Source organism: Lysinibacillus sp. CTST325 (assembly GCF_054665055.1).
Map to the genome: position 1 here is coordinate 17,162 of NZ_BAAFHO010000015.1, position 21,272 is coordinate 38,433.

The following is a 21,272-nucleotide window of genomic DNA, read 5'->3' on the forward strand; positions in this document are numbered from 1 at the left end:
AGCTTTGCTCTGTGCGAAAGCGTAGCGACAGCAACAACAAAGCGCCCAGTCGGAACGGAAATTAATCACACGTTTTGGTGAAGAGCCAAGGTATATAAAAATAGTAAGATGTTAGGTATAATTATTAATTAAGAAAAGAAGAATTATGATTAAAATAAATCTAGTATAGAAGGGGGAGAAAACTTAAATTGACAAATAATAATAAAACGGTTATCCGTTCAATGGATATTTTAAATCTATTTATCGATCATACTGAACTGTCATTTCAAGAAGTAATAGAGTTATCAGGAATCCCTAAAACCTCTGCTTTCCGCATGTTGAAATCTTTTGAGGAAATGGAATTTTTAGAAAAGGGAACTGATGCAAAATATAGGTTAGGCATTCTCTTCCTTAAATTTGGACATCTAGTATCAACGCGCCTAGATGTGCGAAAAATTGCAGATCCAATTATGAATGAGTTACATAATGATGTAAAAGAAGCGATTAATTTAATCGTTCGTGATGGTGACGATGCTGTTTATATCGAGAAAATAGATACGAAGCAAAAAGTTCGACTCTACACAGCAATTGGTAGAAAAAGTCCTCTTTATGCAGGGGCATGCCCTCGTGCTGTATTATCCTTTTTACCAGATGCAGACATAAAGGAATATCTCGAATCGGTGGAACTTAAATCATTTGCAATGGGAACGATTACAGATAAGGAAAGGCTTTTTGAAACGATTGTGCAGGCTAGAGAACTTGGTTATACAATCAGCCATTCAGAATTAGAAGATTATACATCTGCTGTTGCAGCACCGATTTACGATCATAAAGGAGAAGTCGTTGCAGCAATGAGTATTGCGGGACTAGAAACCAATTATCGAGGAGAAAACGTTGAAATCTTCGTCGATAAACTTAAGAAGGCTACTGCAGCGATTTCTAAACAATTGGGGTATGAACAGCTTTAAAAAATGGGTAGTCTCATAAGTTATTTGAGATTACCCATTTTGCGCTGAAATCGCTAACTTTTTTGGGAAAACATTACTTTCTAAATAATCGAATTTTAGACGATTGAATAGCCTCTACTTAAAGTTTCCATATCCTTTTAAACGGAGCCCAAATGCTAATTCATTTCGTTTTCTTTCTTGATGTATTAATGCCAATTGAGCTTCTTCAAGAGAGACCTCTTTAAAATAGACTCGACCATTTGCTTGCATTTGTGCTAATGATGGTAAATCGGCAGAAATCACTTGAGCTATTTTAGGATATCCACCAGTAGTTTGACGATCTGCCATTAAAACAATAGGTTGCCCATTGGAGGGCACTTGAATCGTTCCAAATGTAACCCCTTCGGATAATAATTCAAATGGCTCTTTTAAGTGAATAGCCTCTCCTTCTAATCGGTAGCCCATTCGATCTGCGTGTGTTGTGATGGTGTAAGGCGTTGAAAGGAATTTTTTTAAACTCTCCTCATCGAAATGCTGATATTCAGAGCCTCTTATGAAGCGGATTGTTTGCGTTTTTTTAAATGTAACAAAGGATGTGTAATCAGCTGACCAAGAAAGGTACGTTGGTTCTTTTTTTAATTGGTTAAAAAGATCTTCTCCTAACTCTGATCGTCTTTCTAATTCAATGACATCATTCTTCAGCAATTTTCTTCCGTGAAATCCTCCAATTCCAGCACGTATGTAGGTGCTTTTACTGTTCATTACTTTGGGCACTTGAATTCCCCCACTAAACGATACGTAGGCTCGGCAACCACTAACCGCAGTATTAAATTTTAAAACAGATCCTTTTTGAATTAAAAGTGGTCGCCACATGGGTGCTTCTTTTCCGTCTATTGTAGGTTGTAAATTGCCACCTGTAATTGCGATCAGTTCATCGGTTTCAAATAAAAGGGTTGTTCCATATAGTGTCACCTCAAGAGCGCCTTCTTCTTCCGAATTGCCAACAAGTAAATTCGCAATTCGTAAGGAAATTGAATCCATTGCTCCTCCGACGATAACACCAAACTTTTGTCGCCCATATCTTCCTAGGTCTTGAATGGTTGCCAACATACCTGGCTGTAATACTTTTATGCCCATGTTTCCATCTCCCAATCGCTCTTATATTCTTCCAACGAAATTGGTATAAACTGAATTCGATCCCCCGGTTGTAACAAGGTTGGAGGAGATTGTTCAGGTAGAAACAAACGAGAAGGTGTTCGTCCGATGATTTGCCATCCACCTGGAGTTTCTAATGGGTAAATCCCTGTTTGATTTCCCGCAATTCCAACAGATCCCGGAGTAATCGATAACCGTGGAGTTTCTTTACGAGGTGTTGCAATTTGTCTGTCCATTCCTCCCATAAACGGAAAACCTGGAGCAAAGCCTATCATGTAAACAAGATATTCTACGGAAGAATGAATATTAATGACTTCATTAGGTGTTAAACCATGATATGAGGCTACAAATTCTAGATCTGGTCCCATTTCACCACCATATACTACAGGGATTTTTACGACACGTTCCTTCGTTGTTTCAACTATATGAGATTGGTTCATTAAAGAAAGAATTGTTGCCTTCACCTTTTCGTAAGGCATTTCGCCTTCTTTTTCTATATTTGAAAAGTATACTTCAATCGGATTGTAATAAACTGTCACATTATTATAGGCAGGCACCACTTCGATGAATCCTTCAAATGGATTTCTCTCTAATAAATTCAAGATATTTTTAACTTTGTTGTGAATTGCCTCACTGATTCCTTCACCTACATGTATGACTAGTGCAGAATCGCTCAAAGGTCTTATCTGTACATTCTCTTTTAAATTCATCATAAAAACCATCTCCTGAAGTTTCGTAATTCGGTATGTAAGTTTTAAAAAAAGGATTATTAATACTATATTTAAACAATAAACGAAAACAAGTTTAATTTAAATGAAAATTTCAAAAAAAATATTCTTTCTCAAAATTTAAAATTTATACTTTTCAGCAATTATAAAATATGTTAAGATTTTTTTAAATTTCAAAACTTAAGTTCCGAATATCGGTACAGAATACTTGTAAACGTATTCATTATAACTACTTAAGTGGGCAGAAAACGGGGAGAAGAAGATGTTTCGAGTTGATTTAAACTGTGATTTAGGGGAAAGTTTTGGTCGTTATCGACTTGGAGAGCAAGAAGAAATCTTAAAATATGTAACCTCTGCTAATATTGCTTGTGGATTCCATGCTGGAGATCCAACAGTCATGCGAGAGACAGTTAAGCTAGCCATTGCTAATGGTGTGAAAATCGGGGCACATCCAGGATTACCGGATTTAAATGGCTTTGGACGACGTGAGATGAACATCACACCACAGGAAGCCTATGATATGGTCATTTATCAAGTTGGAGCATTGCAAGGTTTTCTAACGACTTACAATGAAACGATGCAGCATGTTAAACCACATGGAGCACTTTATAATATGGCTGCTAAAAATCCAGCGATTGCTGAGGCAATCGCACAAGCCATTTATGATATTTCACCTTCACTTGTGTTATTCGGTCTCTCAGGTAGTGAATTAACAAAAGCCGGAGAAAAAGTAGGGCTTCAAACAGCCCATGAAGTGTTTGCAGATCGTACCTATCAAAAGGATGGTTCACTAACATCTCGTAATCAACCTGATGCATTGATTACCGATAAGGAACAAGCTGTGAATCAGGTTGTAAGAATGGTGAAAGAGGGAATTGTGCTGTCACAACAGCAAATCGAAATACCATTACAGGCAAATACTATTTGTATTCATGGGGACGGAGAACATGCTGTAGAGTTTGCAAAATATATTCATTCAAGATTAGCAGAACATCAAATATTAGTAGGTGCAATCAAGGAGGTGTAGACCAATGGGAGCAAAAATAACGGAAGTTAGTGAAGCAGTAATCGAGCAAGAGAAAAAAGGTAAATTTGTTAAGAAAACAGCAAGTAAAAGTGTGTTAATAGGAGCTGCCTTTTTAATGGCTACCTCATCTATTGGACCAGGTTTTTTAACACAAACGACAGTATTTACACAGCAATTAGCGGCTAGCTTTGGATTTGTAATTTTAATTTCATTAATTCTAGACATTGTCGCACAGGTAAACGTTTGGCGAATCATTGCTGTTTCTGGCTTGCGAGGGCAAGAAATTGCCAATAAGGTGTTACCTGGCTTAGGTGTTCTTCTTGCAATTATGATTGTTATAGGTGGTTTAGCATTCAATATTGGTAACGTTGCTGGAGCTGGATTAGGGTTAAATGCAATGCTTGGCGTAGATCCAATTATGGGTGCCATTGTAAGTGCACTTTTTGCTATTTTTATATTTATCTATAAAGAAGCAGGGAAGGCAATGGACAAGGTTGCGCAAATTGCTGGCGGTGTCATGATTCTACTCATGCTATTCGTTGCTTTTAAAACCTCACCTCCTGTAGGAGAAGCGATTGTGAATACCGTTTGGCCTAAAGAAATTAGCTGGTTTGCGATTGTAACTTTGGTTGGTGGATCAGTTGGAGGTTACATTACTTTTGCTGGTGGTCACCGCCTTTTGGACGCTGGCATCAAAGGACAAGAATCCTTGCCGGAAGTAACAAAAAGCTCTGTGACAGGGATATTGATTACTGGCGTAATGCGTATTGCTTTATTTTTAGCGGTTCTTGGTGTTGTTTCAAAAGGTTTAGTTATTGATCCTGCCAATCCACCTGCATCTGTTTTCGAACTAGCTGCGGGTAATATTGGTTATCGCATGTTTGGTATGATTATGTGGGCTGCAGCGATTACTTCTGTTGTAGGTGCAGCTTATACATCCGTTTCATTTATTCGTTCATTCCACCCTAACATTGAGAAATATCATAATTGGGTGATTATAGCATTTATCGTCATTTCAACAACAACTTTTGCCTTGGTTGGAAAGCCTGTTAATGTGTTAATTTTGGTAGGTGCATTAAATGCACTGGTTTTACCATTATCACTTGGCATTATATTAGTTGCTGCACACAAAAAAGAAATTGTTGGTACATATAAGCATCCACGTTGGTTAACTGTAACTGGAGCAATTGTAGTTGTTCTTATGGGATATCTCAGCATTAATACATTAATTAAAGAAATTCCAAAAATTTTTAGTTAATCTAACAACCTACCATCCATGAGTATCTTTTTATGGATGGTTATTTTTTAAGGAGTGAATGGATGATGACAACATATAGTGCTTTAGAGCCGAATGAAATCCGTAAACTTATTCGCAATCAAGAAATTTCTGGACCAACTTCTGGCATGTCGATTGGGTTTACACAAGCAAATTTAGTGATTTTGAAGAAGGAGCATGCGTTTGATTTTCTACTATTTTGTCAGCGGAATCCAAAGCCATGCCCATTATTAGAGGTGACAGAACCTGGGTCATTTATACCTTCAAAAATTGCTAAAAATGCAGATATTCGCAAGGACATTCCGAAATATCGTATTTATCGGGATGGTATTTTAACTGAAGAAGTATTAGACATTACAGATTATTGGGAAGAGGATATGGTAGGTTTTTTAATAGGGTGTAGCTTTACATTTGAAACACCTCTTCTTGAAGCAGGTATTCCAATAAGACATATTCAAGAAAACTGTAATGTGCCAATGTATAAAACAAATATCGCGTGTGAAAAAGCAGGTGTGTTTGAAGGACCAACTGTTGTCAGTATGCGCCCTATGACACCAGAGGATGCGATTCGTGCTATCCAAATTACTTCTCGTTTTCCAAATGTACACGGTGCACCAATTCATATTGGTAGTCCAGAACAAATTGGGATTACAGATATTTTAAAACCAGATTTCGGTGATGCTGTGTCCATTAAGCCAGGGGAAATACCAGTATTTTGGGCTTGTGGCGTAACCCCTCAGGCAATAGCAATGGCAAGTAAACCCTCTATTATAATTACCCATGCACCGGGTCATATGCTAATCACTGATATAAAGGAAACAAGCTTGAGCATACTTTAAGGTATGTTCGAAGACAATTAATTATTTTCTTCATACGTAAGCGTTATGAGGTTGGAACAAAACCAATTTCTGAAATCTAAAAAGCTGGTGAAATTTTACGACGGGTAAGATTTCACCAGCTTTTAATTTTTTTATAAAAAAGGACTTGCTTGAACACCACAAAAACAAACGAAAAAGCGCCACGGTGTCGTTCAATTCATGGATCTTGAGGGTAAAGAAATACGTGTCGTGACAAGTTTAATGCACTGCTTAGAAAGCATGAAGAAAAATGAGATGATTTAACAGCACTAAGCACTTTGTCTTTTTGTGTCTATTCAATACACTAGAACTTCCTTGATGATGGTATATCGATAGAATAGTAGGGGAATGTAGTCTATGAAATAAAAGTTTAATTCACGCTCATTGTAACGTTGGTTATAAAATAGAAAATGAGAATTATGGCTAAAATAACAATAAAGTGGATGGTTCATTACAAATGAAATAATATTAATATATAATCTTTTACCAGGAATAACACTGCTAAAAGAAGAAGGCAATATTTAAGCAAGTTTAAAGGAACTAATGAGGTGAGTATAGTTGGATTGGAAACCTGATAGAAAAGCGAAAAAAGCTATCTATAAACAACTCGCAGAATATATAGAAAAGGGAATTGCAGATGGTACATTTCCACCTGATAAACCATTGCCATCAGAGAGATATTTAGCTAGCACTCTAAATTTAAACAGAAGTACTGTCGTTCATGCATATGATGAATTAGAATCAATGGGGTTAATTGAAAGAAATAGAGGAAGTGGTACTACCATTAGTAAAGATATATGGGGGTTAACAAAAAAACGGATTCCTAGCTGGAATAGGTATATTGAGGCGGGTTCTTTTTTACCTAGTCAACCTGTAACGCAAAAAATAAGAAAAGAAGCTGTTGAACATAAATTAATAAATTTAGCTTCTGGTGAATTGTCAGAAGAACTTTTCCCAAAAAGCTTTTTAAGCGAGATAACTTCAACACGTTCTTTTATTGGAAGCCTAGGATACGATCATCCACAGGGGAATGAAATCCTTAGAACTACCATTACAAAACACGTAAAAAAATGTCGGGGAATCGAAACTAATCCTTCTTCAATACTTATAACATCAGGAGCGCAACAAGCATTACATTTAGTTGTACAATGTTTGTTAAAGCCTGGAGATGCAATAGCAATAGAAGATCCTTCTTATAATTATAATCTTCCAATCTTCAAATCGGTAGGTATACAAGTACATTATCTACCAGTCGATAAGGATGGTATGAACCCAGAGGATTTGCAGTCATTATATAAAAAACACCGAATTAAAATGATTTTTTTAAATCCATATTTTCAAAATCCAACGGGCTCCTTATTGAATAAAAAGAAAAAAGAAGCGATTTTAGACATATCCTCAAAGCTTGGAATTCCAGTAGTAGAAGATGATCCTTATAGTTTAACAGCTTTTTCAGGAGAAAAAATCTCTACCCTTAAATCAATGGATAGGAATGGAAACGTCTTATACATTAGTTCTTTGTCCAAAATTGTTGCCTCAGGGTTAAGAATAGGGTGGATTATTGGCCCAACATCGGTGATTGAAAGATTATCCGATGCGAAACAACAAATCGACTTCGGTCATTCTAGCTATACACAATGGGTAGCGAATGATTTTTTAGAATCAGAAAACTTTCATATTCATATAAAAAGTTTAATGAAGGAATTAGAAAAACGGAGAGATAAAATTATAAAAAGCCTTGATACTTATTTAAAAGATCTAGTAGAATATTCTATTCCTCAAGGTGGTATTCATATATGGTGTAAAATACTTAAAAATTATAATGAAACCCAATTGCTTGAAGAATCCATTAAAAGAGGCGTCATTTATGTTCCTGGTTCTACGCTGGGATCCAAAGATGGTTTTGTTCGTTTTACTTTCGCCAAGGAAGATGAAGATTCAATAGATGAAGGAATCAAAAGGTTTGCAGAAGCTCTTAATAATTTATAGCCAATTGGATGACTAAAATGTGTTAGAATGGATGTTTTTTATCCCTAAGATAAATGGATGGTCAAAAAAGTATCGAATTGGATGGTTATAAAAAATATAAATCCCTTATTATTGAGAGGTAGATGATAAATCATCGATATAGCCTACTGAAAGAGTTGATATGATATGACATCGGGTTTGATTATTACACTAGTGATTGGATCTATTATTAAATTGTTAATGAGCCCTCCTAGTATAGCTGTGGCATGGGGAGTAAGTAAATTTGAACTTCATAAAAAACTTGATGCAAAAGATGTTACAGTAACATTTAACGGAAAGAATTTAGAAGAGGAAGAAAAAAATAGATTTACAGACTATTTTAATAAAGCTTCCTTTTTAAAAAAATATTATATATTTCCAGGCAATGAAAAATTATTTTTACAGCCAGAGACTAATGTTACTCCATTTGTCATCAACGTAAAAAGAGGCAAAAAAGATGTTGATTTCTTTGTTTTTAGTTACGACAATCACGTTGATGTAGTCAAGAAGTGCCAGGAGAAGGTTGTTTCATATAGTATTAGTTCTGAATATCTACAAAATTTCTCCATTTTAACTACAAATACAAACCATTGAATAAAAGGTTTTCGAAAAATTAGGGATTCAGTCACTGACAAAGAATCCCTTTTTCATGACCAAAAAACGGGATTATATTGCTACTCATCCCAGCACTCAATACTTGATGAACGACTTCCTATATTAGAAATAGGAGTAATCTACCATAAGAGGAATAATTCTTGCTTCACTATTTCTTTCCGTAAAAGTTGGTATAATAATGGTAGAATCATACATTTATAAAGGGGAGAAATTAATGACAGCTCAACAACAAGCAGCAACACAATCCATGATTGACTGGCTTGCAGATGAACGAGAACTTGGGCAACAACCCAAAAAAATAGAAATTGCAGGAGAATTTGATTTACATGATATGCATTACTACATATTCAAGTATAAAAAATCGATGCTTGGAAAATGGCTCCTTGGCGTATGCGGAGGCTATGAGGATCCGTCTGACACTGAGCATTGTGGCCATATATTCAGTGAGATGCAACCCTATGACCCTGCGACTGCAGAGCAAGAAGCTGTAAAGATGGTAGAATTAATCCGAGAATACTGGATGCAGCAGGCTGCAGCATATGAAGCTACCCAATCCATGGGGGATGAGGCGGAAACACAAGACAATGGATCTGGTATTTTTAACGGGTTCATTCTGCTTAATTCTGCAGAATGTGATATTGATCAGATAAAAGCCAACCTTTTGAATGATTGGAACATCTCCTGCTCCTCGGTAGAGGAAGAGGATAAGGATAACGCCGAAGAAACAAACGAAGGAACCTTGGTCTTTGAAGTGGACGACTGCATGTTAGCGGTAAGTTTTGTCGATGCTCCCGTACCAGATGGTGAGGCTGAGTATTATGCACAGGGAAACTACATGTGGAAAGAAGCCGTGGAGGTTACTCAAACGCATGTAGCTCAAATCATCCTGGCTGTATTTACTCGTTCCGGCTCCCCGCTGGACAGCGGCAGATTATACACCAAACTGGCGGACAGTTGTCTAAAGCTTCCTAACGCAATAGGGATCTATACATGCGGCACCGTATTTCAGCCTGAACTTTATCAGGATATGGCAGAAGTCATGAAGAATGACGACATGTTTCCTTTACTGAATCTGGTTTATTTCGGCCTGGTCGGAACGGAAACTGGGGTAAATGGATATACTTATGGGCTAAAAGCCTTTGGCAAGGATGAAATTGAAATCCTGGACAGCCAAGCATCTCCTGCCGAGCTACGTGATTTTTTGATTACTATTTCCGGATATATTGTAGAAGAGGATGTCACTTTAAGGGATGGAGAAACGATTGGCTTCTCAGCAGAGCAAAAGCTGCCGATTTCACGTTCCGAGGGGGTTTATGTCGATGGGGATACTCTCAAAATCAAATTCTAATCTCATGCCAAAAGACACCATAACAGGTGTCTTTTTTTTGCACTTTGTTTCACTAATCGCGATTTCCAACCGCAAGAGAGGGGAGTAATACCATATTCTGAACGGTCTCCGAACTTTCTCTTTAGCATCCGGATCCTTCAAACTCATTTAAAATAATGAGGATACAAATCTTTATGCTGCCATATCCAGTGTTTCATCTCAACGATCATGCCTTCATAGCTAGGTACAATAAATGAAAAATCTTTACGTGTGTTGACTAGTGTTTTTTCAATGTTTACGAGGGGATATGGCTGGATCGTTACTTTATTTTCCTTGAAGTGCTTATTGAATAATTGCAGTAGCTCAAATTTTGAAATACTGCTATTGTTGACTAGGTGGTAGAGGCCTGTTGTACCTTCAATTGTTGCACGTTCAATTGCTTTTGCTAATGTTAGGGTAGTAACTCCCGTCCATATTGCACCAGTATAACCGTTAATAGTATTGTGCTGCTTCATAAACCAATGAAAGAGACCAATGCCATTTTCCTTCATATCAGGGCCGATAATAGAGTTACGAAACGTCAGGTGTGGAGTGTTTTCAATTTCCCCTAAGCCCTTCGTACGATCATAATAGGTTTCTCCGTCGAGAAGGCTTTTTTCATGATAGGGAGCGGCTTTTCCTGAGAATACACAATCCGTACTCAAATGAATAAGTTTGGTTTTCCTATTTTTTAATAAAGATACGATGGCATGAGGCAAATAACTATTGAGATATATGCTTTTCTCACGGTCGGTTTCACAGGCATCATTTAACACTCCGATACAATTGACTACAACGTCGTAGTCGTGATCTAGTAATAGTGACTTAAAAAAATTTGAATCAGTAATATCTCCCGTAATATTATTTCCGTATGAAAAGGCTGTTCGTGAATAGGTAGTTACATCATGCCCTTGAGAGCATAAATAGAGTGAAATCGTGTGGCCAGCCATTCCAGTAGCTCCAAGAACTAAAAATTTCAAGGTTTTCCTCCCATCCAATTATGTAATTCTTCTTGAACAAGAGGGAGCTTTAATAATTTTTCTTTTATTTCAGCGACGGTCAGTATTTTCGTATTAGTAGAGTTATATTCATCGGTTAACGTAATTTTAGGAGAACCCTCATCAAGATATTTCCCGTAATTTAAATCCCGATTATCTGCAGGGATTCTATAAAAATTCCCCATATCGATGGCCTTTGCAGCTTCTTCCTTTGTTAATAACACTTCATAAATCTTTTCACCATGCCGTGTTCCAATAATTTGTATTTTATTTTGAACCTGAAATATTTCTAGTAAAGCTTTTGCTAAATCCTCAATGTAAGCAGCTGGTGATTTTTGTACCATAATGTCCCCATTGTCAGCGTGTGTGAAGGCGTATAAAACTAATTCTACTGCCTCATCAAGACTCATCATAAAGCGTGTCATTTTTGGATCTGTAATAGTTAAAGGCTTGCCAGCTTTAATTTGTTCGATAAATAAGGGGATAACAGAGCCTCGTGAAGCCATTACATTACCGTATCGTGTACCACAAATCAATGTTTGATTTGGATGAACCATTCTTGACTTAGCAATAAACGTTTTTTCCATCATGGCCTTTGAAATTCCCATTGCATTTACTGGATAAGCAGCCTTATCAGTAGATAGGCAAATAATTTTTTTAACACCAGTTTGAATAGCAGCAGTTAAAACATTGTCGGTGCCGAGGATATTTGTCTTAACTGCTTCCAGTGGGAAAAATTCGCAAGAGGGGACTTGCTTAAGAGCGGCAGCATGAAAAACATAATCGACATCATACATCGCATTGTAAATGCTTTGGATATCACGTACATCGCCAATAAAAAATTTAATTTTCGGTTGTTGATAGAGTTTACGCATATCATCTTGCTTTTTTTCATCTCTTGAAAAGATGCGTATTTCTTTTATGTCGGTATTCAAAAATCTCCTTAATACCGCATGACCAAAAGAGCCGGTGCCCCCTGTTATGAGAAGAACTTTATCTTTAAACATTGTTGTGTCTCACACCTCATACATATACAAAGTATTTGATTATTTTAATCCTCTTCGATGTAAATCGTATTCAGAATTCTCTCTTGGGAAGTTATACCAATATGCCAATTCATTTGTATATTTGCTCGTCGGGTTTTTATCCATTAAGGCACAGTTAAAATCCCAATCCCCAGCAATATCTTTTCTTATGGTAAAGGTTGCATCACCTATAAAACTTCTTCGAATAATTTTAAATTGTCCAGGTAATGTGTATCGATTAGATTCATCTTTTATAAATGCATAGCCAGCCTTTGTTAGCATGTTGTAGTAGTAAATATCAAACTGACCATCTACTTCGGCTAAGACGTTTCGTATAGCGGGTAAATAGTGATCATCACTATCAATGATAGCTATATAATCACCTGTAGCTTCTGCGATACATCGATTATAGGCTACACTAGCACCCAAATTAGTTGGATGGTTAATTATTTTTAAGGCAGGACAGTTTTTTTGATAGTCCTTTAATAGGGCTACAGTATTGTCGGTTGAGCCGTCATCGCAGACGATAATTTCATAGGCGTATTCTTTTGGGATACTTTCCAACATGGTCAATATCCACTCTTCACTATTGTAGGCAGGTGATAAAAAGCTGATATTCATGAAAAACCTCGATTCTTTTATAGTTAGTAGAAATAGGCGTGAGCAGAAGTTTTAATAAAGTCTAATGCTGTTAGCTTTGATTGACATAAAGGACTCTTTATTACAATATGCGTTGCAAGAGTTGTTCTGTAGGCAATTGCTTATATTCGTTAGTTATTTAAAGGAGAGAAAGTACTATAAAAATAAGGTGATTTTACTAATGTATTTACGGTGCTTATACTAATCTTTTCACGTTATTAAACGAGAAATCATAATTTAATGAGAGCTTCATTTTTAAAAAGGGGGATGTTATGTCGAAAAAGATAGCCTTCATATGTAGCGTGGAGTCGTATAAGCTCTCCGATGCACATATTTTCAAAGATTTGTGTCTTGTTCCGATTTTGTTAGGTGAATATTTAGGCTATGATGTTAGTATTTTAACAACGGAAATGAATGAAGCATTATTGAAACAAGCTTTCCCTTCTGTCACTTTCCAACATATACCGTTTGGAGATGACTATGTTGCTAATATGAATACCTATTTAATAGAGCATGCGAAGGATATCGATATTGCATTTGCGATAGGACCGTATCCATCGTATTTATCGATATTGAAAACCTATAAAAAATTTAATCCGAACGGAAAAATTTATATGAAACTAGATGTTAATCGGTTTTGGTTAAACCGATTAAAAACCTATCCTTATTTTTCAGAGTTACTCCAGCTTTGTGATGTCCTTTCCTCTGAATGTGAATCCATTCAAAACGCTATTCATGAATTTTTGAATTTAGATATTAAACGTATTCCTAACGGTTTTTATGAGCTGTTTCATACAGAGCTAGTTTCATTTAACGAGAAAGAAAATAGAATACTAACGGTTGGCCGTTTAGATGCTCCTGAAAAACAAATCCTTTTAGCGGTTAAAGCATTTTTAGCAGCACAACTTTCAGATTGGGAATTTCGGTTAGTAGGTCCAATGTCAGAGGCGTTTAGACAGGAGCTATTGAACGTCCTTGATGGAAACCCATTTGCGGCACAGGTCACTATTTTAGGACCAATTTACGATAAGGTGCAATTGGAGGAGGAGTATAGAAAGGCTAAAATTTTTTGCCTTACCTCTTTAGTAGAATGCTATGCTCATGTATTTGCTGAGGCCGCAAAAAATGGTTGTTATATCGTTACGACTGATGTAGATGGGGCTACGGATATTACTCATAATGAACGCTACGGATCAATTCATCCGACACATGATTGGCAAAGTGTTGGGCGGACATTGCAGCAAGTTACAAAACAGGAAGCTTTATTGGCCGATACATGCGAACGCCTCCAAGTATTCGCAAGAGCGGAATTAAATTGGAAGCATATTGTGCAAAAAGTAGCCAAATATTTAGGGGAAAAGCCAAGTTTAAATTAGGTCGAATAAGAGGAAGGATAGATCATCTCTAACATACCATTATTATAAGGTGATTGGAATGAAGACAGGGCGACTACTGGAGATTAGAGAGCCAGTAGGGTAACGAGGCTTAAAGCATCATAAGCCTTCGGGATGAACGGAAATAAACTCCTCGTTATGGTAAATAAAACACTAATGCATAAAAATATCCCCTAGATTTTTCATCATCTAGGGGATAATTCTTTAACACTACCTTCAACCGAAAATTCTATTCTTCTACTAAGTTCGTTTTTTCAGTTATTTTATCCCGCATTAACGGGCAGTAATTTATCTGTACAGAAAGCGCAGCGACTAGCACCTCAAAACTATGCAAAGACATTGAGGTGAACTGCCCGTAAACGCCCGATTGGTGAAGACTAATAATCAGTGGGGATGAAAAACCCCGGCTGATTAAAGTCTCACTTTATTTCAAGTGTATATGGTTGAGTACTAGCTTTGCCGTAATATTCACTTACTTCAATATAGTAAGTGCCTTTATCCAGTTCGACTGTACCTACTTCAGCATCTCCAGCTCCGTAAAGATCTAAAGTTTCTACTGTTTTTCCTTTTTCATCAATAATACGGATGACGCCATCTAGTTCTTTTTCTGTTTGAAGAGAGAAGGACACATTGCGTTTGCTATCGTTTTTAAATTCAAAATAGTCCTTATCACCAAATGGAACACCAGCATTTAGATATTGAGTGGCTACCCATTTATCATCTTTTTTCGTAAGTACAGTTGGTTTTGTCGGTATCCCGTTAACTAACTTAGAATCTGCATCTTCATCTGGTTTTTTATGATCAAACAAAGTTAAAGTATATGGCTGGATTGATACTTGTCCAACATTGCTTCCGTTAAGAACAATAAAATAACCGTGATCTTTTTTGGCTTTAAAAGAAGTATTTACATCTGTTGTTCCTCCAAGACCGAGTAGCATTTGAATGAGGTCTTCACCTTGTCCAAATGGAATTTCTGTTGCCAATTCTTTTGGATCAATTTCCATATTACCATTTGTATCTTCTATAATGGAGCCTGAGAATTTCAAGTCATTTTGAAGTTCTTTAGGTAATTGAGCTAGCTGTTCTTTAGTATATGGTACAGAAGAAACAAGAAGACTCATGACTTCATCTTTACCTTGTTGTTTATAGTAGTAGAAATCAGTATCATCTTGGTAAATGAGATGGTCTTTATAAGTGATACCAGGTTTAATCGTTTTTGCAGTAGTTGGTGTGTTATTATTTCTATTATCGTCTTCTGGAATTGCTGCCATTTTACTAGTTTTAAGTGTATATGGTTCAGCAGAACGCTCACCAAGATTCATTACTTTTAAAATATAAGTTTTGTCCTTTTTCAATGCAATTGCCTTAGCTTCGTTTGAATCACTTGTTGATCCGAAAAGTAGACTGAGTATCCCCATATCATTAGTTAATGAAGAAACTGGGATTAATTCATTTGTTTCCTCATCATATTCGAATATAGTACCAGCTGGAGATTGGTTTAACCCTTTTTGAATTTGGAAACCATATACGGCATCTTCTTTAGCTGTAAATGCGAAGTAATCTTCATCATCTTCTGTTTGGAAGTATGCTTTTTGATCTTTACCAATATCAAAACGAATTGCTTGGTTCATGATTTGGTCAACGTTTTCCGGTTGTCCCATAGCATCTGGATTCATGAATATATTCATAAAATCATTTAGTTGATTACGTTTCTTTGTATTATACTCAGTTAAAGGTAAAACATTCTTTAGTACGTTGTTTTCTTGCATTCCTCCATTTAATGAAAGGCCGTCTTCATCTTTAGGAAGGGTAACGACTTCACCTTTTAATGTGTAAGGAATGATGGATTCGCTAACAGTTTGCTCAGTATCAATACCGCCGCTAAAGAACATATCAAGTGAAAAATTCATACCGTTTTCATTAGATACGCTTATTACATACTCTTCCTCAGGCATAGCATCGACAACTAAGTTTACTCCATCGCCTTTATCCGTGCCGTAAGATGCTCGGATTGGGTAGGCCTCATTTAATCCTTCAGCATCGTCTTCCTCTGTCGGAACATTAACTAAATCTTCTTTTCGATAAAGCTCCATGGATGCAGTAACACCTGGAATCCCAGTTAAATCAAATTTCAGTGTCGTTGGTTCATTCACTGAAAATGTAAAATAATCTTTGTCACCTAGATGATCTTCAGAAAGTAGGGTATAGTTTTTCCCGGCTGTACTGAATGGGAATTTTTCAACCTTCTCCATATGTTCCATATCTAATGCATCGATTGGTAATTTTTTAGTCGTTTGAGCCGTGAAGACGTAGTTCGAATCACCCTTTGAGCTATAGCTTCCATTATGATCTTTAACGCCAATAAGAAGGGTTCCTTTTTGATCTGCATTATATAGGTATCCTTCTTGCTTGCCTACGCGAACATCATTGACCTTAATTGGTTCTACTTCTTCTTTATGACCTTCAGGGTAGAAGTATAAATCAAATGCATAATCGTATTTGTTTGCACCTTTTAATGTCAGTTGAGCATACTCATTTGCGTCTAGATCAACCTTGTACCATTTCTTTTCGTCCGGTAACTTAAATTCACCTTTTTCAGTATTTAGTATATCTTTTTTAAGGACTTTTGCATTTTTCAAGCGCTCTTCTTTTGTTTCAGAATACTGTTTTGGTAGATTATTAATATTAAACTGTAATGCTTTTACAGGATCTACAAGGCCATGTCCATATGTAAGATCATAGCCCTTGTCACCTAAATCCTTTGCGGTCATTTCAAGAATAGCTTCTATTTCATAAGGCTTTAAATTTGGATATTTTGATTTTAGTAGGGATGCCACACCTGCAACAACAGGAGATGCCATCGATGTTCCACTAAATTTTACAAAGGATGATCCTTTTTTCTCATCATGAACTGTACTGTAAACTTCTTCACCTGGAGCTACTAGATCAACCGATGGACCATAGTTTGAATAGTTTGATAGTTTGTTTCTATCATTCGTAGAGCCTACACTAATCACGCCTTCGTAAGAAGCAGGGAAGGAGTAATTGTCTGTCGATTCATTTCCAGCAGCTGCTACAATGGTAACTCCTTTATCAATTGCTTTCTGAACAGCTTCCTGCATTAATGGAGATTCACCATAACCGCCAAGGCTCATATTGATAACATCAGCGCCTTGCTCAATCGCGTAAAGGATTCCTTGTGCAATAACGAAATCATTAGCACCATCTTTTCCGTTGAATACATCGATTGGAAGAAGCTTGGCATTTGGATTAATCCCATGTCCTCCAATCCCATTATCTTTTGCAGCGCCAATAATTCCTGCTACATGTGTTCCATGATCACCAGGATAAGAAGTATTGGCAGGTGCTGCAGCATTATATGGTGGCAGCACTTGAGATTTTAAATCGGGATGTTTAAAATCCACACCAGAATCGATAACGGCTACTTTTACATCATTGTTGCCTGCTAATTCTAGTGCTTTATCAATTTGAAGTAGACTCAAATGGTACATATCCTGTTTCTTTGGATCTGCTTCTGTGCCAAAGGAATGATACACGTAACTTGGGGATACATTTTTAACCCCTTTTTGCTTCACATAATATGAAACTGCTTTTTCTAAATTTGTTCCTTTGTTAAGTTGGATAACATCGTATCCTAATGAAGGAATTGAGCGGATCACTTTCGCGCCAATTTTTTTGTGCACATTCTTATCAAGACCAGAATGTTTGACGATAATAGTATCCTGACTAATCCATTCTTTTTGATTCTTAGATGTTTGATCCTTGTTGCTAGCTACTTTCATTAATTCTTGGTTCTTTGCTGTTTTTTGTGGTGCTTCAGCAAAGGCAGAAGTAGCAGGAACCATTAGTGCTGCAGATGCTACTAAAGCAACTGATTTTTTCTTCCAGTTTTTCAACTGTTTTCCCTCCTTGAGTGTTCCAAATATTTGTGACATCTATACTATTACGTATGAGTGATAGAAAAGTTTCGTAATAAGTATATATTTTTCCAAAAGAACCAATCTATATTTTACCATGTTTCCCGTTATAAAAATATGTAGAAGGGAGGTCGAATATCCTCCCAGGTCCATAAGGTACATCCTACTCGATTTGTGAGATTGAAGTAGTAGCGTGGATTCAACCACAATTGAATAGTACCAACTATGGATAAATTGTCTTTAAAGCTGCTCAATAAGACTGTATAAATCTTTCTTCGAACGAGGCATTTTAATGTTTTTTTTAAATAATTTTTTCTTTTGTAAGGCAACGGCCATTTCAAAGACCCATGGGCGTTCAAGATGGGCTCTTTCAAGCAAATCCTCTTGGAAGAACATTTCAACTGGATCCCCATTATAAATAATTCTCCCAGCTTCCATCACGACTATTTGATCTGCCCATTCATAGGCTAATGAAATATCATGCGTAGCTAGTAAAATTGTTCGTGCACCGTTCTCTAATGTAGCTAAATACTGTAAAACTTGTGCGCTATAATAATTATCTAGTCCAGCTGTCGGTTCATCTAATAATAAAACGGAAGGTTCCATTGCAAGTACTCCTGCCATCGCGACACGTTTTTTTTGTCCAACACTTAAAAAATGGATCGGTTTATCTAGCAATGCTTCGACTTCGGTTTGAGTGACAGCCCACGCAATTTTTTCTTCAATTTTTTCAGTTGTCCAGCCAAGATTCAAAGGACCAAAAGCAATATCTTGTTTAACTGTGCCAGAAAAAAGCTGGTTGTCTGCATCCTGAAAAACAATACCAACCTGTTGGCGTAATTCTTTTAATGCTTTTCTACTATAGTTCAGTTCATTACCACAAAAGGATATAGTTCCAGCAGTAGGCTTCAAAATACCATTTAAATGCTGAAATAACGTTGATTTTCCAGCTCCATTATGACCAAGTAAAGCGATTTTTTTCCCCTTTGGAATTTGAAGTGTAATATCTGTTAAGGCATGAGTTCCATCTGCATAAGCGTAGGATAAATGTGTTAAATCAAAGTATAAATCAGTCATCAGAAAAGACCTCCATAAATGATGAGGAGTATAAAAATAGCAGCAATACCTACCCAATTTTTCGTGTTATAGATAAGATCATCTTGCCAATAGACAGCTTCGCCACCACGCGCTTCCATCGCATTGGTTAGCTCACGACTACGTTGGAACATCTCGACAAATAAAGCTGCAATTAGCATTGATACCGAGCGAAGCCACTGCATAGGGGAGCTGTATCCTAAACGTGCCTGTTGGGCAAGATGAATTTTTTGCATACTATCTAAAAAGATAAAAATAAAACGATACGTTAGCTCTACTAACTCTACAAATAGAGTTGGAAGTCGCCATTGTCGTAGCACGTAACAAATAGATTGGACTGATGTTGTGAGAATTAAAAAATACAAACAGCTAATGCTGCCAAGGACGATGAAAAAAAGCTGTTGCGCTGTCACGAGGCTCGCACTGCCGATAAAAATCGTCCAACTATTAAGTGAAAATGACCAAATATGAGGTGGTAGCGTGCTAGTTGTTGGCGCTATAGAAATTAAAATGGACACTAAACTTGATAGTAAAAAAAATCCAGGTAGCAATAGTAATTTAGCGTAATATTTGGCAGGGATTTTTGCGCTTAAAATGATAAAAGCACTCATCACAATAAATGTAATGAGTGAAATTCGTTCATCTCTCATGATAAGCGACAATATAAGTAGTCCAAGGGATAACGTCATTTTTTCTAGCGGATGAACAGACGCTAATTTATTCAAATAAGCATACTTATCAATGCGTAACATCGCGTTTAACCTTCTTTATGCTTACCGCGCATTAAGCCGATGAAATAGCCAATAAATCCAGCGCCAATAGCAGCTTGTAGTGCGAATAATAAGCTTTCAATTTCACCACTTGGTGGCTCCCATAAGCTTTCAAACCATGGCTCGTAGCTAGCATCTATTTCACCAATAGCTGCCTCCGCTTCGCCATCAGCCCCTTCGAATTCTGCACCTTTTTGAATAAATAGAGGAACGATTGCTAATAACACAACAATGGCTAAAAGCAGTAAGTTTTTTTTCATTTTAGTGAGCCTCCTTTGCTGAGAAAACACGTAAAGCTTTTAATTCACTCACATTGTATTTTTTCAGGAAGTTCATAACGATCACTGTTAAAATTCCTTCACTAACAGCAAGAGGAATTTGTGTTAACGCAAAAATACTAGCAAATTTTGTGAATGAAGCCATAAAGCCTCCGACCTCAGAAGGGAAGGCAAGAGCTAATTGTACAGAAGTGACAACATATGTACCTAAGTCACCAAGCATTGCTGCTAAAAAGACAGCGATGGAAAAGGATAGTCCCATTTTTTGTGAGCCCTTAAATACATAGTACGCGATAATAGGACCCATAATTGCCATGGAAAAAGTATTTGCCCCTAATGTTGTAAGCCCACCATGTGCTAACAGTAATGATTGGAATAATAATACGATTGTCCCGATAACACTCATCGCTAATGGTCCAAAAAGAACTGTTCCAAGCCCAACTCCAGTTGGATGAGAGCAACTCCCTGTTACAGAAGGAATCTTTAAGGCTGATAGCACAAAGGCAAAGGCACCGGATAGCCCTAATATCATTTTTGTTTCCGGATTTTCATCAATGGTTTTACGAATAGAACGTAATCCTAAAATAATAAATGGAATCGATATGACCCACCAAAAAATCGCCCATTCGATTGGCAAAAAGCCCTCCATAATATGCATCGCAAATGCACGATTTGGCACGAATAAAAATGCCAATAAGAAATAACTAAGCTTCCAACCAGAAAATTTCAAAAATCTCTCCTCCTCACATTAAAATTTTTCAAATTAGCGTGCGAAAATAAAAAAACACTTTTCCAGTTGTGGAAAAGTGCATAGCTAAAAAAGCAAATAAAATTCTAATCTGCTAAGCCGCACACCCATCCTCGTAGGTTGAAACGATCACATGTTTTTCGGCAGGTCTCCTGGCTTTAGTTCAACGTTTTATAGGCCTTCCCATCCTTTGGACAGTGACATTCTTTATAAAACTCCCTAATACAGTGGCGGGACCGCGCCGGACTTGAACCGGCTTCCCTTTTAAGCGAATTGCTGAACAATTCGCACCGAAAAAAGATGAAGTTGTGAGATTTCACGACAAAGTGTAACATGAATTTCCATATATATGCTATACTTTTTGTGAAAAAATTTGAAATTGAGTGTCTATGTCGAAAATTTAGATAAATAGAAAATGGATGTCGCATTT

The 21,272-nt window shown here is 36.8% G+C and carries 18 protein-coding genes and 1 riboswitch; of the genes, 8 read left to right on the top strand and 10 right to left on the bottom strand.

Annotation, left to right across the window (positions count from 1 at the left end; genetic code table 11):
- Nucleotides 1-188: 188 nt before the first annotated feature.
- On the top strand, nt 189-947 hold the full coding sequence (locus ACYQ73_RS23240) for an IclR family transcriptional regulator (RefSeq protein WP_460014611.1): 759 nt from the start codon (nt 189-191) through the stop codon (nt 945-947).
- Between the two features lie 114 nt (nt 948-1,061).
- Here the strand turns inward: ACYQ73_RS23240 and ACYQ73_RS23245 are convergent, their stop codons facing one another.
- Together ACYQ73_RS23245 and pxpB are read right to left on the bottom strand one after the other, a co-directional pair.
- Nucleotides 1,062-2,063, bottom strand: coding sequence for a 5-oxoprolinase subunit C family protein (locus ACYQ73_RS23245; RefSeq protein ID WP_460014612.1), 1,002 nt, complete (start codon nt 2,061-2,063; stop codon nt 1,062-1,064).
- Nucleotides 2,054-2,794, bottom strand: a complete 741-nt coding sequence (pxpB, locus tag ACYQ73_RS23250) for a 5-oxoprolinase subunit PxpB (protein WP_460014613.1) — start codon at nt 2,792-2,794, stop codon at nt 2,054-2,056. Before pxpB ends, ACYQ73_RS23245 begins: the two co-directional genes overlap by 10 nt.
- Before the next feature lie 277 nt (nt 2,795-3,071).
- Between pxpB and ACYQ73_RS23255 the strand changes: the two genes are divergently transcribed.
- The 6 genes from ACYQ73_RS23255 (at nt 3,072) to ACYQ73_RS23280 (ending at nt 9,939) form a co-directional block, all read left to right on the top strand.
- Nucleotides 3,072-3,836, top strand: coding sequence for a LamB/YcsF family protein (locus ACYQ73_RS23255; RefSeq protein ID WP_460014614.1), 765 nt, complete (start codon nt 3,072-3,074; stop codon nt 3,834-3,836).
- A 40-nt stretch (nt 3,837-3,876) separates the two neighbouring features.
- Nucleotides 3,877-5,094, top strand: coding sequence for an NRAMP family divalent metal transporter (locus tag ACYQ73_RS23260; RefSeq protein ID WP_460014709.1), 1,218 nt, complete (start codon nt 3,877-3,879; stop codon nt 5,092-5,094).
- Nucleotides 5,095-5,159: 65 nt separating this feature from the next.
- Entirely contained in the window at nt 5,160-5,951 is a 792-nt protein-coding gene (locus ACYQ73_RS23265) for a putative hydro-lyase (RefSeq protein ID WP_460014615.1), read from the top strand.
- Nucleotides 5,952-6,527: 576 nt separating this feature from the next.
- Nucleotides 6,528-7,958 (top strand): MocR-like pyridoxine biosynthesis transcription factor PdxR, encoded by a 1,431-nt coding sequence (pdxR, locus tag ACYQ73_RS23270; protein WP_460014616.1) that lies wholly within the window; start codon nt 6,528-6,530, stop codon nt 7,956-7,958.
- 165 nt (nt 7,959-8,123) lie between these two features.
- Nucleotides 8,124-8,570, top strand: a complete 447-nt coding sequence (locus ACYQ73_RS23275; RefSeq protein ID WP_460014617.1) for a YfmQ family protein — start codon at nt 8,124-8,126, stop codon at nt 8,568-8,570.
- A gap of 235 nt (nt 8,571-8,805) precedes the next feature.
- Nucleotides 8,806-9,939: a DUF4261 domain-containing protein gene (locus tag ACYQ73_RS23280; protein ID WP_460014618.1), complete on the top strand. Its 1,134-nt coding sequence runs from the start codon at nt 8,806-8,808 to the stop codon at nt 9,937-9,939.
- 143 nt (nt 9,940-10,082) lie between these two features.
- Here the strand turns inward: ACYQ73_RS23280 and ACYQ73_RS23285 are convergent, their stop codons facing one another.
- From ACYQ73_RS23285 to ACYQ73_RS23295, 3 genes are read right to left on the bottom strand one after another with little or no spacing between them, the layout of a single operon-like run.
- On the bottom strand, nt 10,083-10,937 hold the full coding sequence (locus ACYQ73_RS23285; protein WP_460014619.1) for an SDR family oxidoreductase: 855 nt from the start codon (nt 10,935-10,937) through the stop codon (nt 10,083-10,085).
- The gene (locus ACYQ73_RS23290) at nt 10,934-11,962 is read right to left on the bottom strand and encodes a polysaccharide biosynthesis protein (protein ID WP_460014620.1); all 1,029 of its coding nucleotides are present in this window, start codon (nt 11,960-11,962) and stop codon (nt 10,934-10,936) included. Before ACYQ73_RS23290 ends, ACYQ73_RS23285 begins: the two co-directional genes overlap by 4 nt.
- Before the next feature lie 39 nt (nt 11,963-12,001).
- Nucleotides 12,002-12,601, bottom strand: a complete 600-nt coding sequence (locus ACYQ73_RS23295; protein WP_460014621.1) for a glycosyltransferase family 2 protein — start codon at nt 12,599-12,601, stop codon at nt 12,002-12,004.
- Between the two features lie 290 nt (nt 12,602-12,891).
- On the opposite strand from ACYQ73_RS23295, the gene ACYQ73_RS23300 reads away from it, so the two are divergent.
- Complete coding sequence (locus ACYQ73_RS23300) at nt 12,892-13,995, top strand: glycosyltransferase family 4 protein (protein ID WP_460014622.1); 1,104 nt, start codon at nt 12,892-12,894, stop codon at nt 13,993-13,995.
- A 437-nt stretch (nt 13,996-14,432) separates the two neighbouring features.
- On the opposite strand, the gene ACYQ73_RS23305 is transcribed toward ACYQ73_RS23300, so the two are convergent.
- The 5 genes from ACYQ73_RS23305 to ACYQ73_RS23325 form a co-directional block, all read right to left on the bottom strand.
- Nucleotides 14,433-17,930, bottom strand: a complete 3,498-nt coding sequence (locus ACYQ73_RS23305; protein ID WP_460014623.1) for a S8 family peptidase — start codon at nt 17,928-17,930, stop codon at nt 14,433-14,435.
- Between the two features lie 261 nt (nt 17,931-18,191).
- Nucleotides 18,192-19,028 (bottom strand): energy-coupling factor ABC transporter ATP-binding protein, encoded by an 837-nt coding sequence (locus ACYQ73_RS23310; RefSeq protein WP_460014624.1) that lies wholly within the window; start codon nt 19,026-19,028, stop codon nt 18,192-18,194.
- Entirely contained in the window at nt 19,028-19,798 is a 771-nt protein-coding gene (gene cbiQ / locus ACYQ73_RS23315) for a cobalt ECF transporter T component CbiQ (protein WP_460014625.1), read from the bottom strand. Before cbiQ ends, ACYQ73_RS23310 begins: the two co-directional genes overlap by 1 nt.
- 5 nt (nt 19,799-19,803) lie before the next feature.
- On the bottom strand, nt 19,804-20,076 hold the full coding sequence (locus ACYQ73_RS23320; RefSeq protein ID WP_460014626.1) for an energy-coupling factor ABC transporter substrate-binding protein: 273 nt from the start codon (nt 20,074-20,076) through the stop codon (nt 19,804-19,806).
- 1 nt (nt 20,077) lies between these two features.
- On the bottom strand, nt 20,078-20,824 hold the full coding sequence (locus ACYQ73_RS23325) for an energy-coupling factor ABC transporter permease (RefSeq protein ID WP_460014627.1): 747 nt from the start codon (nt 20,822-20,824) through the stop codon (nt 20,078-20,080).
- Between the two features lie 143 nt (nt 20,825-20,967).
- Nucleotides 20,968-21,153, bottom strand: a riboswitch (cobalamin riboswitch).
- Between the last annotated feature and the right edge of the window lie 119 nt (nt 21,154-21,272).

What these genes read in the sequence shown, in the direction of transcription:
- ACYQ73_RS23245 (WP_460014612.1), bottom strand. Translation starts at nt 2,063, where the DNA reads ATGGGCATAAAAGTATTACAGCCAGGTATGTTGGCAACCATTCAAGAC.
- pxpB (WP_460014613.1), bottom strand. Translation starts at nt 2,794, where the DNA reads ATGATGAATTTAAAAGAGAATGTACAGATAAGACCTTTGAGCGATTCT.
- ACYQ73_RS23255 (WP_460014614.1), top strand. Translation starts at nt 3,072, where the DNA reads ATGTTTCGAGTTGATTTAAACTGTGATTTAGGGGAAAGTTTTGGTCGT.
- ACYQ73_RS23265 (WP_460014615.1), top strand. Translation starts at nt 5,160, where the DNA reads ATGACAACATATAGTGCTTTAGAGCCGAATGAAATCCGTAAACTTATT.
- ACYQ73_RS23275 (WP_460014617.1), top strand. Translation starts at nt 8,124, where the DNA reads ATGACATCGGGTTTGATTATTACACTAGTGATTGGATCTATTATTAAA.
- ACYQ73_RS23280 (WP_460014618.1), top strand. Translation starts at nt 8,806, where the DNA reads ATGACAGCTCAACAACAAGCAGCAACACAATCCATGATTGACTGGCTT.
- ACYQ73_RS23290 (WP_460014620.1), bottom strand. Translation starts at nt 11,962, where the DNA reads ATGTTTAAAGATAAAGTTCTTCTCATAACAGGGGGCACCGGCTCTTTT.
- ACYQ73_RS23295 (WP_460014621.1), bottom strand. Translation starts at nt 12,601, where the DNA reads ATGAATATCAGCTTTTTATCACCTGCCTACAATAGTGAAGAGTGGATA.
- ACYQ73_RS23300 (WP_460014622.1), top strand. Translation starts at nt 12,892, where the DNA reads ATGTCGAAAAAGATAGCCTTCATATGTAGCGTGGAGTCGTATAAGCTC.
- ACYQ73_RS23310 (WP_460014624.1), bottom strand. Translation starts at nt 19,028, where the DNA reads ATGACTGATTTATACTTTGATTTAACACATTTATCCTACGCTTATGCA.
- cbiQ (WP_460014625.1), bottom strand. Translation starts at nt 19,798, where the DNA reads ATGTTACGCATTGATAAGTATGCTTATTTGAATAAATTAGCGTCTGTT.
- ACYQ73_RS23320 (WP_460014626.1), bottom strand. Translation starts at nt 20,076, where the DNA reads ATGAAAAAAAACTTACTGCTTTTAGCCATTGTTGTGTTATTAGCAATC.